At 38.4% G+C, this 15,755-nt stretch carries 25 protein-coding genes; 5 read left to right on the top strand and 20 right to left on the bottom strand.

All coding sequences use genetic code 11. The annotated features are described in order from the left end of the window. Nucleotides 1-30 precede the first annotated feature (30 nt). Nucleotides 31-1,299 (bottom strand): FtsK/SpoIIIE domain-containing protein, encoded by a 1,269-nt coding sequence (locus PU629_RS06540; RefSeq protein ID WP_275283485.1) that lies wholly within the window; start codon nucleotides 1,297-1,299, stop codon nucleotides 31-33. A gap of 264 nt (nucleotides 1,300-1,563) precedes the next feature. Here PU629_RS06540 and PU629_RS06535 point away from each other — a divergent pair, with 264 nt between their 5' ends. From PU629_RS06535 to PU629_RS06515, 5 genes are all read left to right on the top strand, one after another. Continuing rightward, a complete protein-coding gene (locus PU629_RS06535; protein ID WP_275283484.1) occupies nucleotides 1,564-1,773 on the top strand; it encodes a helix-turn-helix domain-containing protein in 210 nt (69 codons plus the stop codon). Between the two features lie 22 nt (nucleotides 1,774-1,795). After that, a complete protein-coding gene (locus PU629_RS06530) occupies nucleotides 1,796-2,122 on the top strand; it encodes a YhjD family protein (protein WP_275283483.1) in 327 nt (108 codons plus the stop codon). A 153-nt stretch (nucleotides 2,123-2,275) separates the two neighbouring features. Next, a complete protein-coding gene (locus tag PU629_RS06525) occupies nucleotides 2,276-2,692 on the top strand; it encodes a hypothetical protein (protein WP_275283482.1) in 417 nt (138 codons plus the stop codon). 20 nt (nucleotides 2,693-2,712) lie between these two features. Continuing rightward, nucleotides 2,713-2,886, top strand: coding sequence for a helix-turn-helix domain-containing protein (locus PU629_RS06520; RefSeq protein ID WP_275284368.1), 174 nt, complete (start codon nucleotides 2,713-2,715; stop codon nucleotides 2,884-2,886). A gap of 104 nt (nucleotides 2,887-2,990) precedes the next feature. Then, the gene (locus tag PU629_RS06515; protein WP_275283481.1) at nucleotides 2,991-3,263 is read left to right on the top strand and encodes a hypothetical protein; all 273 of its coding nucleotides are present in this window, start codon (nucleotides 2,991-2,993) and stop codon (nucleotides 3,261-3,263) included. Nucleotides 3,264-3,341: 78 nt separating this feature from the next. Here PU629_RS06515 and PU629_RS06510 read toward each other — a convergent pair whose 3' ends face one another. From PU629_RS06510 to PU629_RS06420, 19 genes are all read right to left on the bottom strand, one after another. Then, entirely contained in the window at nucleotides 3,342-5,225 is a 1,884-nt protein-coding gene (locus PU629_RS06510; RefSeq protein ID WP_275283480.1) for a GDSL-type esterase/lipase family protein, read from the bottom strand. Continuing rightward, complete coding sequence (locus tag PU629_RS06505) at nucleotides 5,225-5,554, bottom strand: hypothetical protein (RefSeq protein WP_275283479.1); 330 nt, start codon at nucleotides 5,552-5,554, stop codon at nucleotides 5,225-5,227. The genes PU629_RS06510 and PU629_RS06505 overlap by 1 nt, the downstream gene beginning before the upstream one ends. A 16-nt stretch (nucleotides 5,555-5,570) precedes the next feature. Next, nucleotides 5,571-6,080 carry a phage holin, LLH family gene (locus tag PU629_RS06500; protein WP_275283478.1) on the bottom strand — a complete coding sequence of 170 codons (510 nt, stop codon included), beginning with the start codon at nucleotides 6,078-6,080 and terminating at the stop codon, nucleotides 5,571-5,573. Nucleotides 6,081-6,267: 187 nt separating this feature from the next. After that, the gene (locus PU629_RS06495; RefSeq protein ID WP_275283477.1) at nucleotides 6,268-7,200 is read right to left on the bottom strand and encodes a glycoside hydrolase domain-containing protein; all 933 of its coding nucleotides are present in this window, start codon (nucleotides 7,198-7,200) and stop codon (nucleotides 6,268-6,270) included. Nucleotides 7,201-7,202: 2 nt separating this feature from the next. Further along, nucleotides 7,203-7,427, bottom strand: coding sequence for a hemolysin XhlA family protein (locus PU629_RS06490; protein WP_275283476.1), 225 nt, complete (start codon nucleotides 7,425-7,427; stop codon nucleotides 7,203-7,205). Between the two features lie 14 nt (nucleotides 7,428-7,441). After that, on the bottom strand, nucleotides 7,442-7,789 hold the full coding sequence (locus PU629_RS06485; protein WP_275283475.1) for a hypothetical protein: 348 nt from the start codon (nucleotides 7,787-7,789) through the stop codon (nucleotides 7,442-7,444). A 16-nt stretch (nucleotides 7,790-7,805) separates the two neighbouring features. Next, the gene (locus PU629_RS06480; RefSeq protein ID WP_275283474.1) at nucleotides 7,806-8,501 is read right to left on the bottom strand and encodes a pyocin knob domain-containing protein; all 696 of its coding nucleotides are present in this window, start codon (nucleotides 8,499-8,501) and stop codon (nucleotides 7,806-7,808) included. Next, nucleotides 8,501-9,637, bottom strand: coding sequence for a hypothetical protein (locus PU629_RS06475; RefSeq protein WP_275283473.1), 1,137 nt, complete (start codon nucleotides 9,635-9,637; stop codon nucleotides 8,501-8,503). Before PU629_RS06475 ends, PU629_RS06480 begins: the two co-directional genes overlap by 1 nt. A 10-nt stretch (nucleotides 9,638-9,647) precedes the next feature. Beyond that, nucleotides 9,648-9,998 (bottom strand): DUF6711 family protein, encoded by a 351-nt coding sequence (locus PU629_RS06470; RefSeq protein ID WP_275283472.1) that lies wholly within the window; start codon nucleotides 9,996-9,998, stop codon nucleotides 9,648-9,650. Between the two features lie 12 nt (nucleotides 9,999-10,010). Beyond that, entirely contained in the window at nucleotides 10,011-12,608 is a 2,598-nt protein-coding gene (locus PU629_RS06465; RefSeq protein WP_275283471.1) for a phage tail protein, read from the bottom strand. 37 nt (nucleotides 12,609-12,645) lie between these two features. Continuing rightward, nucleotides 12,646-12,897 (bottom strand): hypothetical protein, encoded by a 252-nt coding sequence (locus tag PU629_RS06460; protein ID WP_275283470.1) that lies wholly within the window; start codon nucleotides 12,895-12,897, stop codon nucleotides 12,646-12,648. A gap of 77 nt (nucleotides 12,898-12,974) precedes the next feature. Further along, nucleotides 12,975-13,313 (bottom strand): hypothetical protein, encoded by a 339-nt coding sequence (locus PU629_RS06455; protein ID WP_275283469.1) that lies wholly within the window; start codon nucleotides 13,311-13,313, stop codon nucleotides 12,975-12,977. Nucleotides 13,314-13,328: 15 nt separating this feature from the next. Beyond that, the gene (locus PU629_RS06450) at nucleotides 13,329-13,757 is read right to left on the bottom strand and encodes a phage tail tube protein (RefSeq protein WP_275283468.1); all 429 of its coding nucleotides are present in this window, start codon (nucleotides 13,755-13,757) and stop codon (nucleotides 13,329-13,331) included. Between the two features lie 13 nt (nucleotides 13,758-13,770). Next, nucleotides 13,771-14,154, bottom strand: coding sequence for a hypothetical protein (locus PU629_RS06445; RefSeq protein WP_275283467.1), 384 nt, complete (start codon nucleotides 14,152-14,154; stop codon nucleotides 13,771-13,773). A 4-nt stretch (nucleotides 14,155-14,158) separates the two neighbouring features. Further along, nucleotides 14,159-14,638 (bottom strand): HK97 gp10 family phage protein, encoded by a 480-nt coding sequence (locus tag PU629_RS06440; RefSeq protein ID WP_275283466.1) that lies wholly within the window; start codon nucleotides 14,636-14,638, stop codon nucleotides 14,159-14,161. Further along, nucleotides 14,639-14,974 (bottom strand): phage head closure protein, encoded by a 336-nt coding sequence (locus PU629_RS06435; RefSeq protein ID WP_275283465.1) that lies wholly within the window; start codon nucleotides 14,972-14,974, stop codon nucleotides 14,639-14,641. It lies immediately after the preceding gene. After that, the gene (locus tag PU629_RS06430; protein ID WP_275283464.1) at nucleotides 14,971-15,282 is read right to left on the bottom strand and encodes a head-tail connector protein; all 312 of its coding nucleotides are present in this window, start codon (nucleotides 15,280-15,282) and stop codon (nucleotides 14,971-14,973) included. The genes PU629_RS06435 and PU629_RS06430 overlap by 4 nt, the downstream gene beginning before the upstream one ends. Further along, nucleotides 15,269-15,568, bottom strand: coding sequence for a hypothetical protein (locus PU629_RS06425; RefSeq protein WP_275283463.1), 300 nt, complete (start codon nucleotides 15,566-15,568; stop codon nucleotides 15,269-15,271). The genes PU629_RS06430 and PU629_RS06425 overlap by 14 nt, the downstream gene beginning before the upstream one ends. Nucleotides 15,569-15,585: 17 nt before the next feature. After that, nucleotides 15,586-15,738: a hypothetical protein gene (locus tag PU629_RS06420; protein WP_275283462.1), complete on the bottom strand. Its 153-nt coding sequence runs from the start codon at nucleotides 15,736-15,738 to the stop codon at nucleotides 15,586-15,588. Between the last annotated feature and the right edge of the window lie 17 nt (nucleotides 15,739-15,755).

Here is a 15,755-nt window from a genome sequence, read left to right as displayed (position 1 = left end):
AGTTGGGACCTGGTTAAAAAATCAAGCTGATCAAGACTCGATAGTATAGCTTCCGTCCTCTGCCTCTTTATCAAGTGATAGGGATTCATCATTTTCACTCCTCGGTCTAATCGTGATGTGTGGACTAACGCGCTCCTCAATCTGTGAGTTCGTGATATAAGGGGTTTGCACAATCTGCTTTTTGAGTCGCTTATAAATGGCTCTTCCTTTTATGTCTGGGAGCTCTTCAGCGCCTCCGTCGTCGAGAACGGCCCTTGATGCTGTGTTTGTATCCAAAACAAAGCTGATCCGGGAAACTATATTTCTCTTAACCTGTGAAGGTATCGTTTCCGTTGTGGGATATTGAGTCGCATAAATCAAACGATAACCAGCAGCTCGGCCGCGCCTAGCTATATCCTTTACAATCTCCATTGCGTCTTTATCATCTGCTATGTCGGCAGCTTCATCAATGAAGATGAAATGCCTCTTAGGATCGCCGGCCTCGTTCACATCCTCAAAGCCTTTATCCACAATCCATTCAAGTTTTTCGTTCATCCCCTTTTGAATACTCGGAAGGACTTTTGAAGCATCCTCAGGAGATTTCCCATAATGTTTAACCTGCCTTAAATCCTTAAACCTTTGGAATGCCGTACCACCTTTTAGATCAATAAGTGTGAATTCCACATTATTGCCTTCTTGCATGACTAACGATGTTATCATCATTTTGAGAAACTGACTCTTTCCATAACCAGTAGAACCGGCCACTAATAAGTGTGGAAGTTCTTCAAAATCGTGATAGATCATTCCATTCCGTGTCATTCCTACAGGAATTGACCATGATTTACCAAGGAGTGAATCCTCCCAATCTATCCGCTCAGATAACAGATCTTCATAAACTCGAACCTTTAACATCCCATCAAACTCTAATTCCACTTCTTTAATGGCTTTTAGTTTCTTGTCTAACAGCTTCCTAATCTGTGGAATGGGGTTTTTCCTCCAATTTATCTGTTTAAAATCACGAAAACTAAGGATGACAAAGCCTTTGACATTTAAACCATCTTGAATGACGTTCTTGTGATTTTCTACTTCTTTGAATGGCATTCCTAAGGGAAGTTGAAAAACGTATTCCACTCCATTTTCGATTTTTCGCTTTTTGAATAATCGGATGTTCTTTAGCTTTTTATTTTCTGTGACATATAGACCTGAGTTTAAAAAAATGCGATTGATTTTGTCAGCATCAGACATTGGATTAGTTCGAGATTTTAAAAACGAATACCCGGCCACAGAACCCATCACCACAGTTGATAAAGCAGCGAACATCTGGCCCACCTCCTCGAAGAGTATTTCTTTAGAAATAGTTGGTCTGAAAAAGAATACTGCCAATACTATTCCTTTTGCTAATTTAACAGGAAAGGCATACTGCCAATAACAATAGATCCGCTAGAAAAACCAATAGATTATTCTTTTATCGTTGCCTTTGTTAAATACTACGCCCAATGTTTTAAAATATTGCATGTCCACTTCAAAAAATAAATAAAGGACTTACTGTTTTTTTGAAGAATAGATAAATAGGTGATGAATACGATGACAAAGATAGCACAAATAATCGAAGAAAAAGGTCTTAGAAAAGGATTTATAGCACAAAAAGCAAAAATATCAGCTAGCGCCATGTCGAAAATACTTTCCGGAGAAACAAAGGAACCAAAATTAAGAGTGGCCATTAGATTGGCAAGAGTGTTAAATACGACAGTTGAAGAATTATGGGGTCATTTACTTGATGAGGAAGAACGGTAAAATCCATCCGAGGTGATGAATCATGGAACTCACACAGAAAGACATCGATCTTGCTAAACGATACATTATTGTCAGGAGCGCGATTAAAGGACTGACAAAGGATAAAGAGAAACTTGCTGGATTGGAGTTAGAGGAGTTTTATGTACACCTTTTAGAACGCGCTTTGGCAAAAGCTAATGATGAACTAAGAGAAATAAACAAACGTAATATGAGGATATCAAAGACAGATGAACCAACGGTATATGAGGCAAGGATCGGAAACAGGAAGGGATACTTTGAAATAAACATTGTGGAGATATCCTTGGAGATCCAGAAGCTGCTTATGGCTAATTTCTCAAAAAATTATTGATGTGCATTTTAAGAACCCTCTCATCCCCGCTGGATACAGAGGGTTTCTTACTTTTTTAGATAATTTTTAAAATACATGTTTACAAGTCACGCATACGTGATATAATAAGAATATCAAATCACGAAAACGTGATAATACAGGAGGAAAAGTTAAATGAAAACTTGGGAACGCGATACTTATAAAGTTGTTGAAGCTGAATATGACGGAGATCTCCATCAATTCGAATGTATCAAAAATGATGAAGTGTTTGCCAAAATCACACCTGGTAGCATTGACGACATGAATGCCATCATCGAAGACCTTGATAATGGTGCAGATGTTAACGGTTGGGAAGACGGAAACGGTGTAACAATCACAGTACCAGAGGATAATGAAACGATTGAAGAATCCTTTTATAACATGCTTGATGGTGAAATTATAAATGATGATAAAGCCCATATCGAGTTTAACAAGCATTCTATTGATATCATGCTAATTGACGAAGACGGCTATAACTCTTATGGGAACACGTTTTATTCGGTTGTTGAAGCTTATCAATTTCTACGTCAAAAGGGTTGCTTGGGGGAGTGATCCCCCCACTCTCATCTATTATGACACCGCCAGAAGCATCAGAGCGGTGGGGGTTAAAGAAAGATACAGTGCGAGCTGCACTCACTCGCGGTCGCTTTGATGATCAGATCAAGCGTGGATTAGTTAGAAAATCAGGTAGCACATGGTTAATACACGAGCAAGCTATGATAGAGGTTTATGGACATAGAGATTAAATAAAAAAGCCCACCATCCAATTAAGGACAGTGGGCTTTTTTATTGCATAGGAGGTCTAATTCTGATCTCAATACATATAGTTAATGTGAAAGGGAGGGGTTAGGTGGATAACAAATTTAAAAACATGCTAAACCTTTGTGAGGATCTCCAAGAATTAGCTAATATTAGAGAGGTTAATGGAAGTTATAGTGACCTTTGTTTTTCATGCGATTTAATATTAAGAAATATGATTATGATTCTTGACCTAAAATCATCTGGAAAAGACTTTGATGAGGAATATCGTTATTTGAAAAACAATTTATTGGCTGCATATAATAGAATGACAAGTGAAGAAATAGAAACTATCGCAAAAAAATATAATATGAGTATATATTAAGCCCCCACTACTAAGTGAGGGCTCTTCTTACGCAAGTGACGACCGTCGTTTGTTGCGCAATATGTTCCTAATGTGATATTAGGATTGAATTAACCCAAACCCTTTCCAAACAGGTGGGTCAATAGTTATTTCAGCATTACTAACCGCTGTTTGTGGGTATGGACTAACATTTATGACGTAACCTCCATTATAAGAAAAAATATTGCTGGTGGCGTAGGTATAACCTGAACCATTTATATTTATTCTATCTCCTTTTACTATCCCCATATTACCATTCAAAACCACAGTTCCGTTATATGCAGTCGTTGTTCCTAATAAACCAGTGTCTCCTTTGTTAAATTCTCCTGTATCTGTGCATATCCATCCAAAATAACCAGCGTTTGCAGGCGATGAATTAAATAACATGTCTCCTTTAATCCATTTTCCTGTTGTTGGAATACCAGAGCTGTAACGTTTTCTAAGGAAAAAATTACTATAGGACATGACTTCAAACCCCATGAAAACAACACTGGTACTCGTTTCATTTTCTATTGTGATTATATGCAAACCTCTACTTGGAATTATGATAAATTTATCGGTTGTCGTAATGTTAACATTTGTATTATCTCTTATTTCTTCAAATGTTCCTGAAGGTGGATTTATTGATGGTTTAATCTTATTTGTTATAGCGTCATTTTGATCTTTAGATTCAACTGAAGCAGGTAACATTACGTTCCCTTGATTAACTTCAAGATCAATCATAATTTTAAATGATATACTAGCGTTATAGACAGGAATCAAAACAAGAAAATCCTCTTCACAATATACAGGGAAAGTTATTTTTTTACCCGTTGTAACAGAAGCAGCCCAACCTTGACCTAATTGATACCCACCTCCACCAGACCCAAGAGCAGCACTTATTGTTGATGGGGATACAATATTAGCAAGAGTCTTATCCATAATGAGATCTCTGCCCTGGCCAATTTTATTAACTTCCCCATTTGATATTAGCATTGAAGCTACTTTAGTTCCTACAAGTTTATACCCACTTTCAGATAAATGCGTCCAGTCAGGTGAGTAGAAATCTTGTGTTGCAGTAGCGAGTATTTCAAATCCATCAATAAAAGGTATTCCACAACCTTCGGCGATCATTTTAGATACTGCCCTATAAACATGTAGATTGCTTATACCTTCTTGGTGCATAAATCTTAATGGAGACATGATTACCGCTGGTATTCCCCATTCAACTACGTTTCTGTAAAGCAGAGTTAAATAATTCGAGACATAATCATTAAAAGATATATTTTGGAGATTTTCATTTGTCCCATACATGTATACCATTAAATCTGTAGTTGGTTGTTTTGCCCATCGTGTTATTCCTTGATCTACCCGGTCTCCACTATATCCCCAATTAGTTACATTTATTGTAGTGCTTCCCGTGATGTATCTCAGTGTGTATTCTAATTGTTGAGGATAAGTTGTATTTGATGCGTAATGGGAGTCTCCATTAAATGGAGGTTGTGTACCTGTTGCACTACTATCCAAACCATAAGTAAGGCTATCTCCCTGACAAATAATATTGAATGTATGTCCTCTTAATTTAGCTAAATAATTTGGATAATTCTTCATTTGCGCTTGTCTAATTGCTAATATTGTATTTTTATATTTAGCAACTTCATCCAGCGTTTCATTCGTTGCCTCCAAATCACTCTGCTGTGCTTTTTCGGCCAAAGACGCAGTAACAGAAGTGTCGTCATATACCTTTATTTCTTTGCCATCCACAGATAAATTACCGTTTGTTGAACTTGCTTCAACTTTATTAACAACCTTACTAAAATCATTTACTAATACATTTCCATTAATGGTTCCTATGAAATATTCTTTAGTATCCGTACAAAAAGCCAATTCACCATCATCTAAAATGGGTAAATTTGCTTTTAATCCCCTTTTTATTTGGATTTTACTAATGACGTAATCAGTCATTAAAACACACCACCATCTACATCTATAGTCACTGTAGATCCTGCTAATTTATCAGAAACTAATAGGCTTTGTTTTATTCCAGATATGACCGTACCGTCATCAAAAGTTGCTGTCCATTGATAATAATAAACACCCGAAACAGTCAAATCGCTAGACAACAATTCAAATTCACATTGTCCTTTTGTTTTATCAATAATCGTCGCAGTTTTAGAAAGCAGGTCCTGTCCACGCAAAACCGAAACTTCGACGGTAGCACTTTCAAGACTGACAACTTTATCTCTATAAGTTGTGAATGGAATGGTAATACCGTTATCCCCTTGGACAACCATATATACTCACCCCCCCTTATTGTGCAGTTTGTGTAGCTGAAGGCTGTTGTGCTGATTCCACAGAAGCTGATGGAAGTAAGTCCTTAACTACTTGAGTGACCATATTTTTAAGGTCTGTTGATGTCATTTCTGACAATGGTTTTTCTACCTCTGGTTCAGGTTGTTGATCAGGTTCCTGATCAGCAGGAGCATCGGTTTCTTCACTGCCCGCAACTACAACCTTTTGAACATCCAACTGAACTTTTTGATACGCAGAGCGAACGCGGGATTCGATTTGATCTCCAGTTAATTTAACTCCCATTAAATTAAGCTCACTTGAGAACCAACCACAAGCTTTCTTTAATTTATCCGCACCGCCAAGATCCTTATAAGCATCTTCAGCAAAAAGAACAGCATCTTTTGCAAGAGTTAGCACTTTCTTCTGTTTCAAAAAACTTGCAACTTTTACGACACCGGCTGTAACAGAACCGGCAAAACCAAGACCAGATAAGCTAGCTACAACTTCAACAATTTGTTGTAAAAACATAAATAACACGCTCCTCTTTTAATTTTAAGAAAAATGGACAACCTACCTTTTAGAATGAAAGGAAGATTGCCCATGTTTAACACCAAAAAGATTAAATTTCTTATATATTTAAGTCTTATCGGCATGTTAAGTACTCTCGTTCAAACGACGGTTATACTTTTTACCGTTTCTAAAAAGAATAAGAAATCTATTTAACCCTAACGTTGTCACCAGGATGAATCACATCAGGATCCTTAATCTGTGGATTGAGTTTTTCAATTTGAACCAAAGTTAAACCATTATCAGCTGCTATAACAGATAAATTCTCATCCTTTTTAACAGTGTGATATTTATTAGAAACCGGAGAATTAACTTTTCCTGGTGTTTTGATCACTTGTCCAATCTGAAGCTTTTTAGGGTCAAGCTTGGGATTTAAATCTTGAAGTGAACCTGTTGGCCAATTATGCTTTTTCTCTAAATCCCAGAAAGTATCCCCTTGCTTAATGGTATAAGTACCATTCGCTTGAACTTTTGTTGCTTTAGGAACTACTTTCGATTGAAAAATTGACCATGATCCAGGATCCTTTAACACCTTATCCAAATCAACCCACAATCCGGCTACTTGGACTTCATTTTGGTGCTGATAAAAGTTAGTGAAATCGCAAACTTGATCATGTGACCAGGCGTATGTTTGGTAGTAAAATTCCACTCTCGAATGCTGCTTAAGATAACTTAAAACCGCATAAGACCCATAGGCACCCAATTTATAATCTTTTAGGTTATCGGCCAGCGCATTGAAGTAATCGAGGATAGCACCTAAGTCCTTACCTTGAGCATCATAGTCGACGGCAAAATAAATAGCAGTCCCATGAGGCTGCCCTAAGTCGTTTGCATATTTACTTGCCGCTTGTGCATCTGCACGTCCCTGATCCGCGGTAAAATAACTTGATTTTGTTGGATTTGATTCAAAGATACTTACAATATTAAGGCCGGCATCACTAATCGCCTGGACCTCATCTTTAGTGAGACCTTTCCAGTTATCGCTGAGATATCTTCCAATGTGGGTGATGCCTTCTGATTTAAGTCCTTGAATATGTGCGGCATCTAATTTGGATGCACAATCGATTCCAGCATAAGCCATAATTAAAATCCTCCTTTATTTGCGATTAAAAAACCTATTACAGAGGTAATAAAAGCACCTATAATTAGGCGCAGGATCCATGTCGTGTTGCTATCAATCTTGTCCAATATCTTCTCGATGTTAGTCACTCGTGTTGTTAGGGAAGCTTGGCTTTGTTCCAGCTTACCGACTCTTTCTTCTAACTTAGTAAAATCTTCTCGTAGAATTCCATGTTCTTGCTCGCCCACCACATAACCTCCAATCAACTTATTTTTTTAACATTAATTGTGACATTAGACAGATCGATAGATGCGGCCGGCATAGTAAACCAAGCTAGTAGATCAATATAATTGTCCGGCAGGTCTCCAAACTCCGTGTCAACTGTTTTGGTTAAGACATGCAGACCATCCTCTGCTAGCCACACTTGATAGTCGGTATCCACTTTTGGAGTTGATATGTCAAGGTTTATACTGTCTGTTGTCTCATATCGCGTTGTTCCCGCGTTAATATACTTTCCAGGAGAAAAGGTCAGCGTTGAACCATTCACACTTGCTGTAAGTGTACAAAGTGTTGTCCATTCACTGCCTTCAATGTTAATTGTTTGAAGCATGAAACATTAAACCTCCTTAGTCGAATAACATCACATTAATAGTACGTGTCGCGTTAGGTTGCGCACCCCACAGATAAATCTGACCACCTGTTGTAGTCACATTCGTTGCAGTTGCATACCCACCTTGATTACCACTAACGTGTGATGGGATCAGTGTTGGAGTGTTTGTTGTAGCTGCTGGATAAGTTAAAGTTGCATTGCCGTTTCCGCTTGAATCGGTCGAAATCGTGACACTTAGTTTTTTGATATTAAGTACCCCGGTCGTGATCGGAGTCCAAGCTGACCAACCTGTTGACCCTAAAAAACGTGTCCATATTTGAACGATACTCCCACCGTTGACATTATAATAAGTCTGACTTAATCTGTCTGTCGTCCGACTGTCCACACGAACAACGCCATATGAACCTGAATTTGGAGGAGTGTTTTGCGTGTCGGGTGTACATTGATACCATCCATTATTTCTCGCATTATTTAAATCAGAAGATTGGAATGATGTCACTAAACCCAGACCGTATCCTTGTGACCAGGAAACCGCCTGATCATATTGTGTTTCTAAATTGTTCAGCTTGTCAGCTGTAATAGGCGTACCTGATTGAGTAATAGTTCCTTCAGCTGGTATTAAGGTAATGGTCCCATCACTATTTTGAACCATGGTATAGGTATTAGGATTTTGAACGACCCGGTCTTGCCAGGTTGTTTTCGCATAGGTCACTAGATACCACCTCGACTTTCCGTATTCCCTGTTAGATACCCCTGGTAAGTAAACTCTTGTTTATAAATCCTTGTCTGTTTTTCGGATCCCATTCCATCTTCGGCCAGGACAACATCCGCACATTCTAGACAAGGATTTTGTCTCCAATCTACTTTACAAACAGCATTATAGTTAGATTCATTGAGATACCATGATGCCACTTTATCAGCTAAGGATGTGGATGTGATTAACGGGTTATCAATGGTAAATGAGATTCCGTTTTGCCCATCAGTCGCTGAGTTAATGTAAGTCTTAGACGTGTAGCTAGTCCCTGTATAAATATTTACCACTAACTGATAGATGGATTTTTCCAAAGTTATTTCAGGAATTTCGTACATATTATCCAAAGATAGATACTTCATCCCATCACCATTATTAACCCGAGAATATGTGTTAGAACTCGCATATAATCCTGATAAACCAGGATATGTTGAATACATGTTGCTTTCTTCGAGAGTTTCATATGGTTTTATAGTCATAATCCCATTGCGATCCTGATAAACAGCACATTGAGCAGCAATACCAATGTTTTGTAAGAGATTGCGACTATTATATGCTACCGTTGTTCCAGCGCAAGAGATTTTTTTTAAGCTTGAATCAATAGAATAATTAGTTATACCAGCGTTTTGGAAAATGGCTACTGCCAAATCATAAAGATTCGTAACCGTAGTCGCTGGGAAAGATATGTTATCCAACATTAATAAATTATCATTTGCGGTTAAGGTAACCGTCATGGCTCCTGTATCACTTTTCCAATCCGTTAAATAAAATAACCCCATAGGTAACCATTCTGTGTCTGTATCAGATATGACTAACCCCATCTCAACTTGAATAGTAGGTCGACTTGCTATGATTCTTTGCATGTTGGCTAAGTTTAAAAAGTTGAACTCGCCTGTCGTATTATCTAAAGTAACAGTCAACTGATTAGATGGTAATGTATCGCTTAGAGTATCCATTTCCTCCACAATATCTAAGTAAGTGATCCATTCGTCATCATACTCTGTGGATTCTCCATTCAGCATGAAGGTAATCTTAGCTACAAATTCTCTGATAGGTGCATAAACGTTGGTTTTATAATCGTTGCTCACATTAATCAAATCTATGCACCTATCTTTCTATAAGAGTAAACTTAACGTCTTTATAGCGCGGCACCCCATTAACATAGCTGATCATACCCATTGTTCTGTCTCCACAATAAAACGATGAAGTGACAAAACTATTTGTAACTGGATCTAAATAAGTTACGTTAAAAAACACTGGACTAACAGCCGTAAGTACAGCACTCAAATCACTTGCATTCAGATATGAATACGATAAATCAAGTGTCTTTTTTGTAGCAATACGCTCAATGATCATGGTCCCTCTAGCATTACGCTCAGCTTTTGAAATATCTTGAATGCCTGGTTGCAAGTCGGATGGGGTAGTTAATTCAACACCACCTACTGTTATTAACGCCAATTACCCCACCTCCTACACGGATTTTAGTCTTATATTGGTACCAACTCGTTTTGCTTCTTGATCCAAATAAGGCTTGATAATACGCGCAAATGTTTTACCATCTATAGTCATTTTTATATCTCCCCCAGCATTACTTCCTTGCGAATTGTTAAATTGCATGGCCGTACTTACTGCAGATACAATCATGCCTTGAAGCTTGTCCAGTGGAGAAACAACCTCTTGCCCACCAGGGTTATCACCAATCATGGCCAACATTGGTCCGTTTGTGATACCACCTTTTGCTAAGTGTGGGATGGTTGGTACGTTTGGTATAGCATTACCTAAGCCAAAAGGGATTTTAGATTTGACTTTATTAAAAGCATTAATGATTCTATTTAAAAAATCGGCAGCTTTATCAAAAATTGCTTTAAATCCACTTTCAATTCCACCTTTTAGGCCACTGCTAATCTTTCCTAAGGCTGAACCAATAGGATTCGCAACATTATTCTTAAACCAACTGTACGCTCCTCCAAATTTACCCTTAATAGCTGACCAAATATCACCTGCTTTAGAAGCAATGGAATTCTTCCAATTAGACAATGATGTACCTAATGGCTGGGCTACATTATTTTTATACCACGAGTATGAATTACTAAACTTTTTCTTGATACTGCTCCAAATGTCACCTGCTCTTCCAGCAATGGAGTCTTTCGAATTGTCTAGTACATCATGCAATGATTGGACAACATTGTTTTTCCACCAACTGTAAGAATTAGCGAATTTCTTTTTTATTCCTGACCACACATTGCTTGCTTTATCTTCAATGCTGCTTTTCCCGCTATTAAAAGCTGTACCTAGTGGAGTTACAATATTATTTTTATACCACGAGTATGAATTGCTAAGTCCACTTGTCAACCAATGCCAGATATCAGAACCAATTGATCTTAAACTGTTAAAGGAGTTGCTTATAGGGGATACGACATTTTTTTTGAACCAACCGGTAATATCTCCCCAACCATTAGTAATGCCACTCCAAATGTTATTACCTAAATTCTTTACATTTGTTTTGGTATTATTTATGAAATTTCCAACAGGATCGGACACATTATTTTTAAACCAGGTTTTTATATCACCCCAGGCATTTTGAAAAATTTTGCCCCATTCATCTGCTTTGATTCCAGTGACAAATCCTACAAAGTTATTTAACAAATCTAAGGTATCTTCCCAGGCTTTATGCCAATTCCCATTAATTATATCCGTTATGATTTTAATGGCATCTGTAAGTATATTGATACCATCAGCTATCCTCTTTAGGAAATTAATTATTACAGGTCTAATTGCTTGTGCTAGCCATCCTAAAAACTTTTGGAAATTGGGGCTATTCCACAGATCTGCGATGGCTTTACCTAAATTTTCAACTGATGTAACGATGTCATCCCAATATGGTTTTAAAGGCTTAAGCCATGTTTTAACTTTGTCCGCAAAGTTCTTAATAGAATCAGAGATTTTACCGAATACTCCTTGTGTTTGTTGAGCCTGTTGATCCGTTACCCCTGCGTCTGCACCCCCAGCTGACCCGGTTCCTCCTGTACTACCTCCAGTTCCGGTTGATGTACTAACATCCAATGTGTGAACTTGGTCAAAACCAGCAACACCACGACTTGCTTTTTGCTTAGCCTTACCCAAATTTGTAACCGCATTTCCTAGATTGTTAACGGCTACTGCTTGTTTGTTTGTGGACGCGGTTGCCGTATCTGACGCCTTAGCCGTTGATTGGTGAGTACCAAACAAAGCTTGCATAAACTGATCGACATAACTCATGGCTGTAACTAGACGTTGGGCTAATGCAGTTAATACTGGCAAAGCAACGTTAAGAATAGGCAGAAATGCATTGCCGATGCCGACTTTCAAGTTGTTTAAAGTGGCCGTGAAAGTAACAAGCTTATTGTGGACGTTATTTTGTAGCGTATCACCATATTGCTTTGTAGCTTGCTCCATAATCGACATATAAATAACTTGCTGACGTTCGGCCATTGTTAACTGGTCCCATGTACGTCCATTTGCTATTGCCTTAAATCCCTGTGACATTTCGAGCATGGATTGGTTGGCATAAACACCGAGGTCATTAATTGCCTCAACGTTTCCAAGCATACCTGACTGGATTCGCTCCATAACATCATCGATACTTCGACCAGTTCCGTTAGCGATTATAGCAGCCGTCTTCATCAAATCTTCTGTTCGTTGTGTGATTTGTTGTGTACCATTTGTAAACAGCGAAATCATGTGAGCAAAGCTTGCCCCATACTTCTCAGCTTGCAACTGACTAAAACCATATGATGTTGCCACAGTTTGTGACCAGTTCTCATAGGATTGAGCGGATGAACCTAGAATATGGTCTAAGTTTTCAGTTGTTGCTTCTAGCTCAATAGCGTCCTGTGTAGCTTCTTTAATTCCATCAATACCTAAATAAGCAGCTCCCAAAGCAATAAATTTGCTTTTAATACCACTCAAAGCAGATTCTATTCTTGACCCAAAATTATTCATCTCACTTGATGAACGCCTCATTGCTGATTCTAATGGACTAAAATCAGCCCCTGCACGTACCATGAGATTTCTAACGACACCAGCCATACCTTACCTCCTTTCAATTCAAATAAAAAAGGAAGTGTCATTTAACACTCCCTCCCATTGCCGCATTCAATTGTTGGACCTTTACAAGCATTTCTAAGTCCGTCATTGGTTTTTCTTCTTGTTTATCCTCATTCTGTTTCATCTCGTCTATATAGTGTTTAAACGATTCTAATTTATCCACACGCTGCCAACGTGCTGTCATATAAGCCATTAGTAATTTTTCTTCTTGATCCACTTTAGATTTTTCGGCAAATATTTCGGCTTTAATATTTAACTCATGTGGAGTCATCTCGTTGTACTCTTCCAAACCAATGCCAATACGGACAGCTAGCTTATAAGATTCTTCCCAATCCCATTTTGCGTTGGTTACTTCTTCACTGCTGTCCGGATCTCGTTTGGGTCATCTGCACCAAACGCCTTATTTAAAGCTTCCGTCATCTTTTCAATAATGACGTAAAGTGGTGCCATGTCCAATAAATCTTCCATTTGGTCTTGTTCTAGAATCTCGCCATTTTTCTTAGCGTCAGATAAAAGACCGCAATACATAAACTGCTCAAGTTCTTCCGATGAAAAACCATCCAATGATAAATTTTCAAGTTCATTTCCTGTAAGCGCTTGGTAAGTTTTAAGTGCCTTGTGTCCAAAACGCAATTCTCGAACCCTGTCCAACTCGATAATAACGACATCATTTTTATTTGCTGACAAGTTAAACTCCCCCTATTAACTTCCGGCCACAAGAGTTGGTGCACCAGATACTTTGAGTGTCGCGTCAAACGAAATCACATTGTCCACTGCGGCTTTAGTGTGGAATTCCGTTACAATAGCATTAAAATTCCAACTTGCTCCCGTAGTTTGCCCTGGCCCTGGAGGGAATTGGATTGTATAAGCTGAATTTGTACCCGCTTGTAGATCAGTCAGCATCTGACTGTGAGCAGCATAGTCAAAGAATCCACTAATTGGTACGTCGGAAACCTCTTTAAATCCGTTAATAAAGGTTTTATATCCGCCGTCAGTATCCAATGCGGTTGTATCGATCGTGTCGGCTTTAATATCTAATCCATCAATAGATGTTAGAAATGCAATTGCCGTTCCGGTTGATTTTTTAATCGTTGTACCTTGTGAAGAAGTAGGTCCACCTGTAGTAGTCATTTAAATTTCCTCCTTATAAACTTACTTTCATTTCTAAAACGCAAAGATATTGCAAAAGATCAGGTAAGTACATTTCATTCACCTTTTCATAGGTTGCAGATTGAACAAAGAGACCATTATCCCCGCCAATAACCCTACGCTGAAAAGAATCGATTAAACTTGTAATCTGTCTCTTTAAATCACTTAAACTAAAATATTTACTGTGAAGAATATGAAGTTCACAAGTTATTTCTCTGTAGAAAATATAACCATCCAGTGTCCTCTCTTGGACGTCATCTGTTAATGCATAAACCACATAAGGTGCTGACTGGCCTTCCGGACCGGTTAATGGAAAAATACGATTAGTTAAGTCTGGAATAGTTGCCAATTCACTTTTTAAAGCATCCTCAAAATCCATTATTTTACCTGCTTTCTAGTATCTTATCGATTGCAGATATAGCTTTATCAATCATTGCTTTCTTAACAGCTTCTGAATCTTCATCCGAAGCTTTTTTCATGAAATTGTATCCTGGTACAAAACCTCTTGGACCGCTGTGTAAAAATCCATATTCCTGAGACGCCGGATAATAGGCCCTAGAATTTTGCCCGCCATATTTACCAGGATTAATCACATTCTTTACCAATGAGATATTGAACGCTGGATTAAACCTAATATCGAAAACGGATTTACCTCTATTAGAAGCTGAACCTCTTTCTTCTTTCTTAGTTAAACTCGCCTTAAGGTTACCTGTACTTCCAACTGGTGCTGCATTTCTAACTGCAACCAAATCAGCTTGTCCTCCTGCTCGAGCGGCTGCCCTTGCAACCTTTCTAGGAACTTGTCCAAGTTGATTAGTCATATTTATAAGTTGATCTAATCCTTCAATGTTCCGATAGGCCATTTACAACAACTCCTTACACATGAGTTGCAGTTCTTTATTCATCTCTTGGAAGTTTACGACAGAAGTTATCTGAAAGATTCGATCACCGAACTCCACACGCATGTTCCTCTGAATCCCGGGATAATAACGCATTAAGATTTGATGAGTTACTTCCCCTTGAACAGTATCAGCCTTATTAAAAAATTCACTGCCGCTTATAGGATAAATACCCGCTCTACAACTGATCACATCTAACCAATTACCACTAGGTTCTCCGGAACTTAGCTGCTGTTCGTCAGGCTTCTGAATGGTGATGGGATGCCGATACTTACCAGCATTGATAATGAACTTAGTCATAACAAATTCACCGAATGGCTATCCAAAATAGCCTTAACTACAAAGTTGAGTTTGTCATTGTCCACAGTCATTGCCCTATTGTCATACATCTCATTAGAAAGGACCATGAGAGCTATTGTTAAGTCCTCATGGTCATCAATACTATCCGTTATACCGTTACCTGGATCATCCACAAGAGGAAGTCCTGTATAGGTAGAAATAAAGGCTTTTCCCGCTGCTAAAATAGCGGTGAATAGATTGTCATCATCATCAAAATAAACATGTGCATAATTCTTTAAGTCAGAGATTTGGACCTCACTTATTTTCATCAGGTGTCACAGCCTCGGCAGTGGCATCAGGTGTTACTTCAGGTGTTGGCGGTTGTGATGGTTGTTGAGCCGTTGTTTCAGTAGTTTTATCAGCAGTCGTATCAGATGGCGGGACTGTTGCTGTTGGTGACGCAACGGATGGAGCGGGTACATCTTTAACCTCTTCAATCAATCCGCAGTCAGTCCAATACTTAGCTGTTTCAGCACTGATCTCCATGTCGTGAACAGCATCTTTTACACCGGTTAAGATAGACGATACAAATCCTCTTAAAATCTTGAATTTCATTGGACTTTCACCTCTTCTTATTTTGTTTTACTCACGGTCTTTACTTCTTCAACAAGTCCATTTTCGGACCAATTCTCGAAAGTGTACTCGTCAAGTTCGATCTCTCTAACCTCATCTTTTTCCATACTGACAATGGCGCTGTGGAACCCTTTAAGAGCCTTAATTTTCACTTGATTTTCACCTCATT

The organism is Pullulanibacillus sp. KACC 23026, from assembly GCF_029094525.1.
In the GTDB taxonomy this organism is placed as follows: Bacteria; Bacillota; Bacilli; order Bacillales; family Sporolactobacillaceae; genus KACC-23026.
Note: the sequence above shows the minus strand (reverse complement) of the source record. Positions and strands in the feature narration are given on the sequence as shown.

Excerpts from the sequence above, each read along its gene's own strand:
- PU629_RS06510 (WP_275283480.1), bottom strand. The coding sequence starts at position 5,225 with ATGACTGATTACGTCATTAGTAAAATCCAAATAAAAAGGGGATTAAAA.
- PU629_RS06530 (WP_275283483.1), top strand. The coding sequence starts at position 1,796 with ATGGAACTCACACAGAAAGACATCGATCTTGCTAAACGATACATTATT.
- PU629_RS06520 (WP_275284368.1), top strand. The coding sequence starts at position 2,713 with ATGACACCGCCAGAAGCATCAGAGCGGTGGGGGTTAAAGAAAGATACA.
- PU629_RS06450 (WP_275283468.1), bottom strand. The coding sequence starts at position 13,757 with ATGACTACTACAGGTGGACCTACTTCTTCACAAGGTACAACGATTAAA.
- PU629_RS06485 (WP_275283475.1), bottom strand. The coding sequence starts at position 7,789 with ATGCTTCAAACAATTAACATTGAAGGCAGTGAATGGACAACACTTTGT.
- PU629_RS06445 (WP_275283467.1), bottom strand. The coding sequence starts at position 14,154 with ATGGATTTTGAGGATGCTTTAAAAAGTGAATTGGCAACTATTCCAGAC.
- PU629_RS06505 (WP_275283479.1), bottom strand. The coding sequence starts at position 5,554 with ATGGTTGTCCAAGGGGATAACGGTATTACCATTCCATTCACAACTTAT.
- PU629_RS06425 (WP_275283463.1), bottom strand. The coding sequence starts at position 15,568 with ATGAAATTCAAGATTTTAAGAGGATTTGTATCGTCTATCTTAACCGGT.
- PU629_RS06500 (WP_275283478.1), bottom strand. The coding sequence starts at position 6,080 with ATGTTTTTACAACAAATTGTTGAAGTTGTAGCTAGCTTATCTGGTCTT.
- PU629_RS06525 (WP_275283482.1), top strand. The coding sequence starts at position 2,276 with ATGAAAACTTGGGAACGCGATACTTATAAAGTTGTTGAAGCTGAATAT.
- PU629_RS06435 (WP_275283465.1), bottom strand. The coding sequence starts at position 14,974 with ATGACTAAGTTCATTATCAATGCTGGTAAGTATCGGCATCCCATCACC.
- PU629_RS06465 (WP_275283471.1), bottom strand. The coding sequence starts at position 12,608 with ATGGCTGGTGTCGTTAGAAATCTCATGGTACGTGCAGGGGCTGATTTT.
- PU629_RS06430 (WP_275283464.1), bottom strand. The coding sequence starts at position 15,282 with ATGAAAATAAGTGAGGTCCAAATCTCTGACTTAAAGAATTATGCACAT.
- PU629_RS06535 (WP_275283484.1), top strand. The coding sequence starts at position 1,564 with ATGACAAAGATAGCACAAATAATCGAAGAAAAAGGTCTTAGAAAAGGA.
- PU629_RS06460 (WP_275283470.1), bottom strand. The coding sequence starts at position 12,897 with ATGACTCCACATGAGTTAAATATTAAAGCCGAAATATTTGCCGAAAAA.
- PU629_RS06540 (WP_275283485.1), bottom strand. The coding sequence starts at position 1,299 with ATGTTCGCTGCTTTATCAACTGTGGTGATGGGTTCTGTGGCCGGGTAT.
- PU629_RS06440 (WP_275283466.1), bottom strand. The coding sequence starts at position 14,638 with ATGGCCTATCGGAACATTGAAGGATTAGATCAACTTATAAATATGACT.
- PU629_RS06495 (WP_275283477.1), bottom strand. The coding sequence starts at position 7,200 with ATGGCTTATGCTGGAATCGATTGTGCATCCAAATTAGATGCCGCACAT.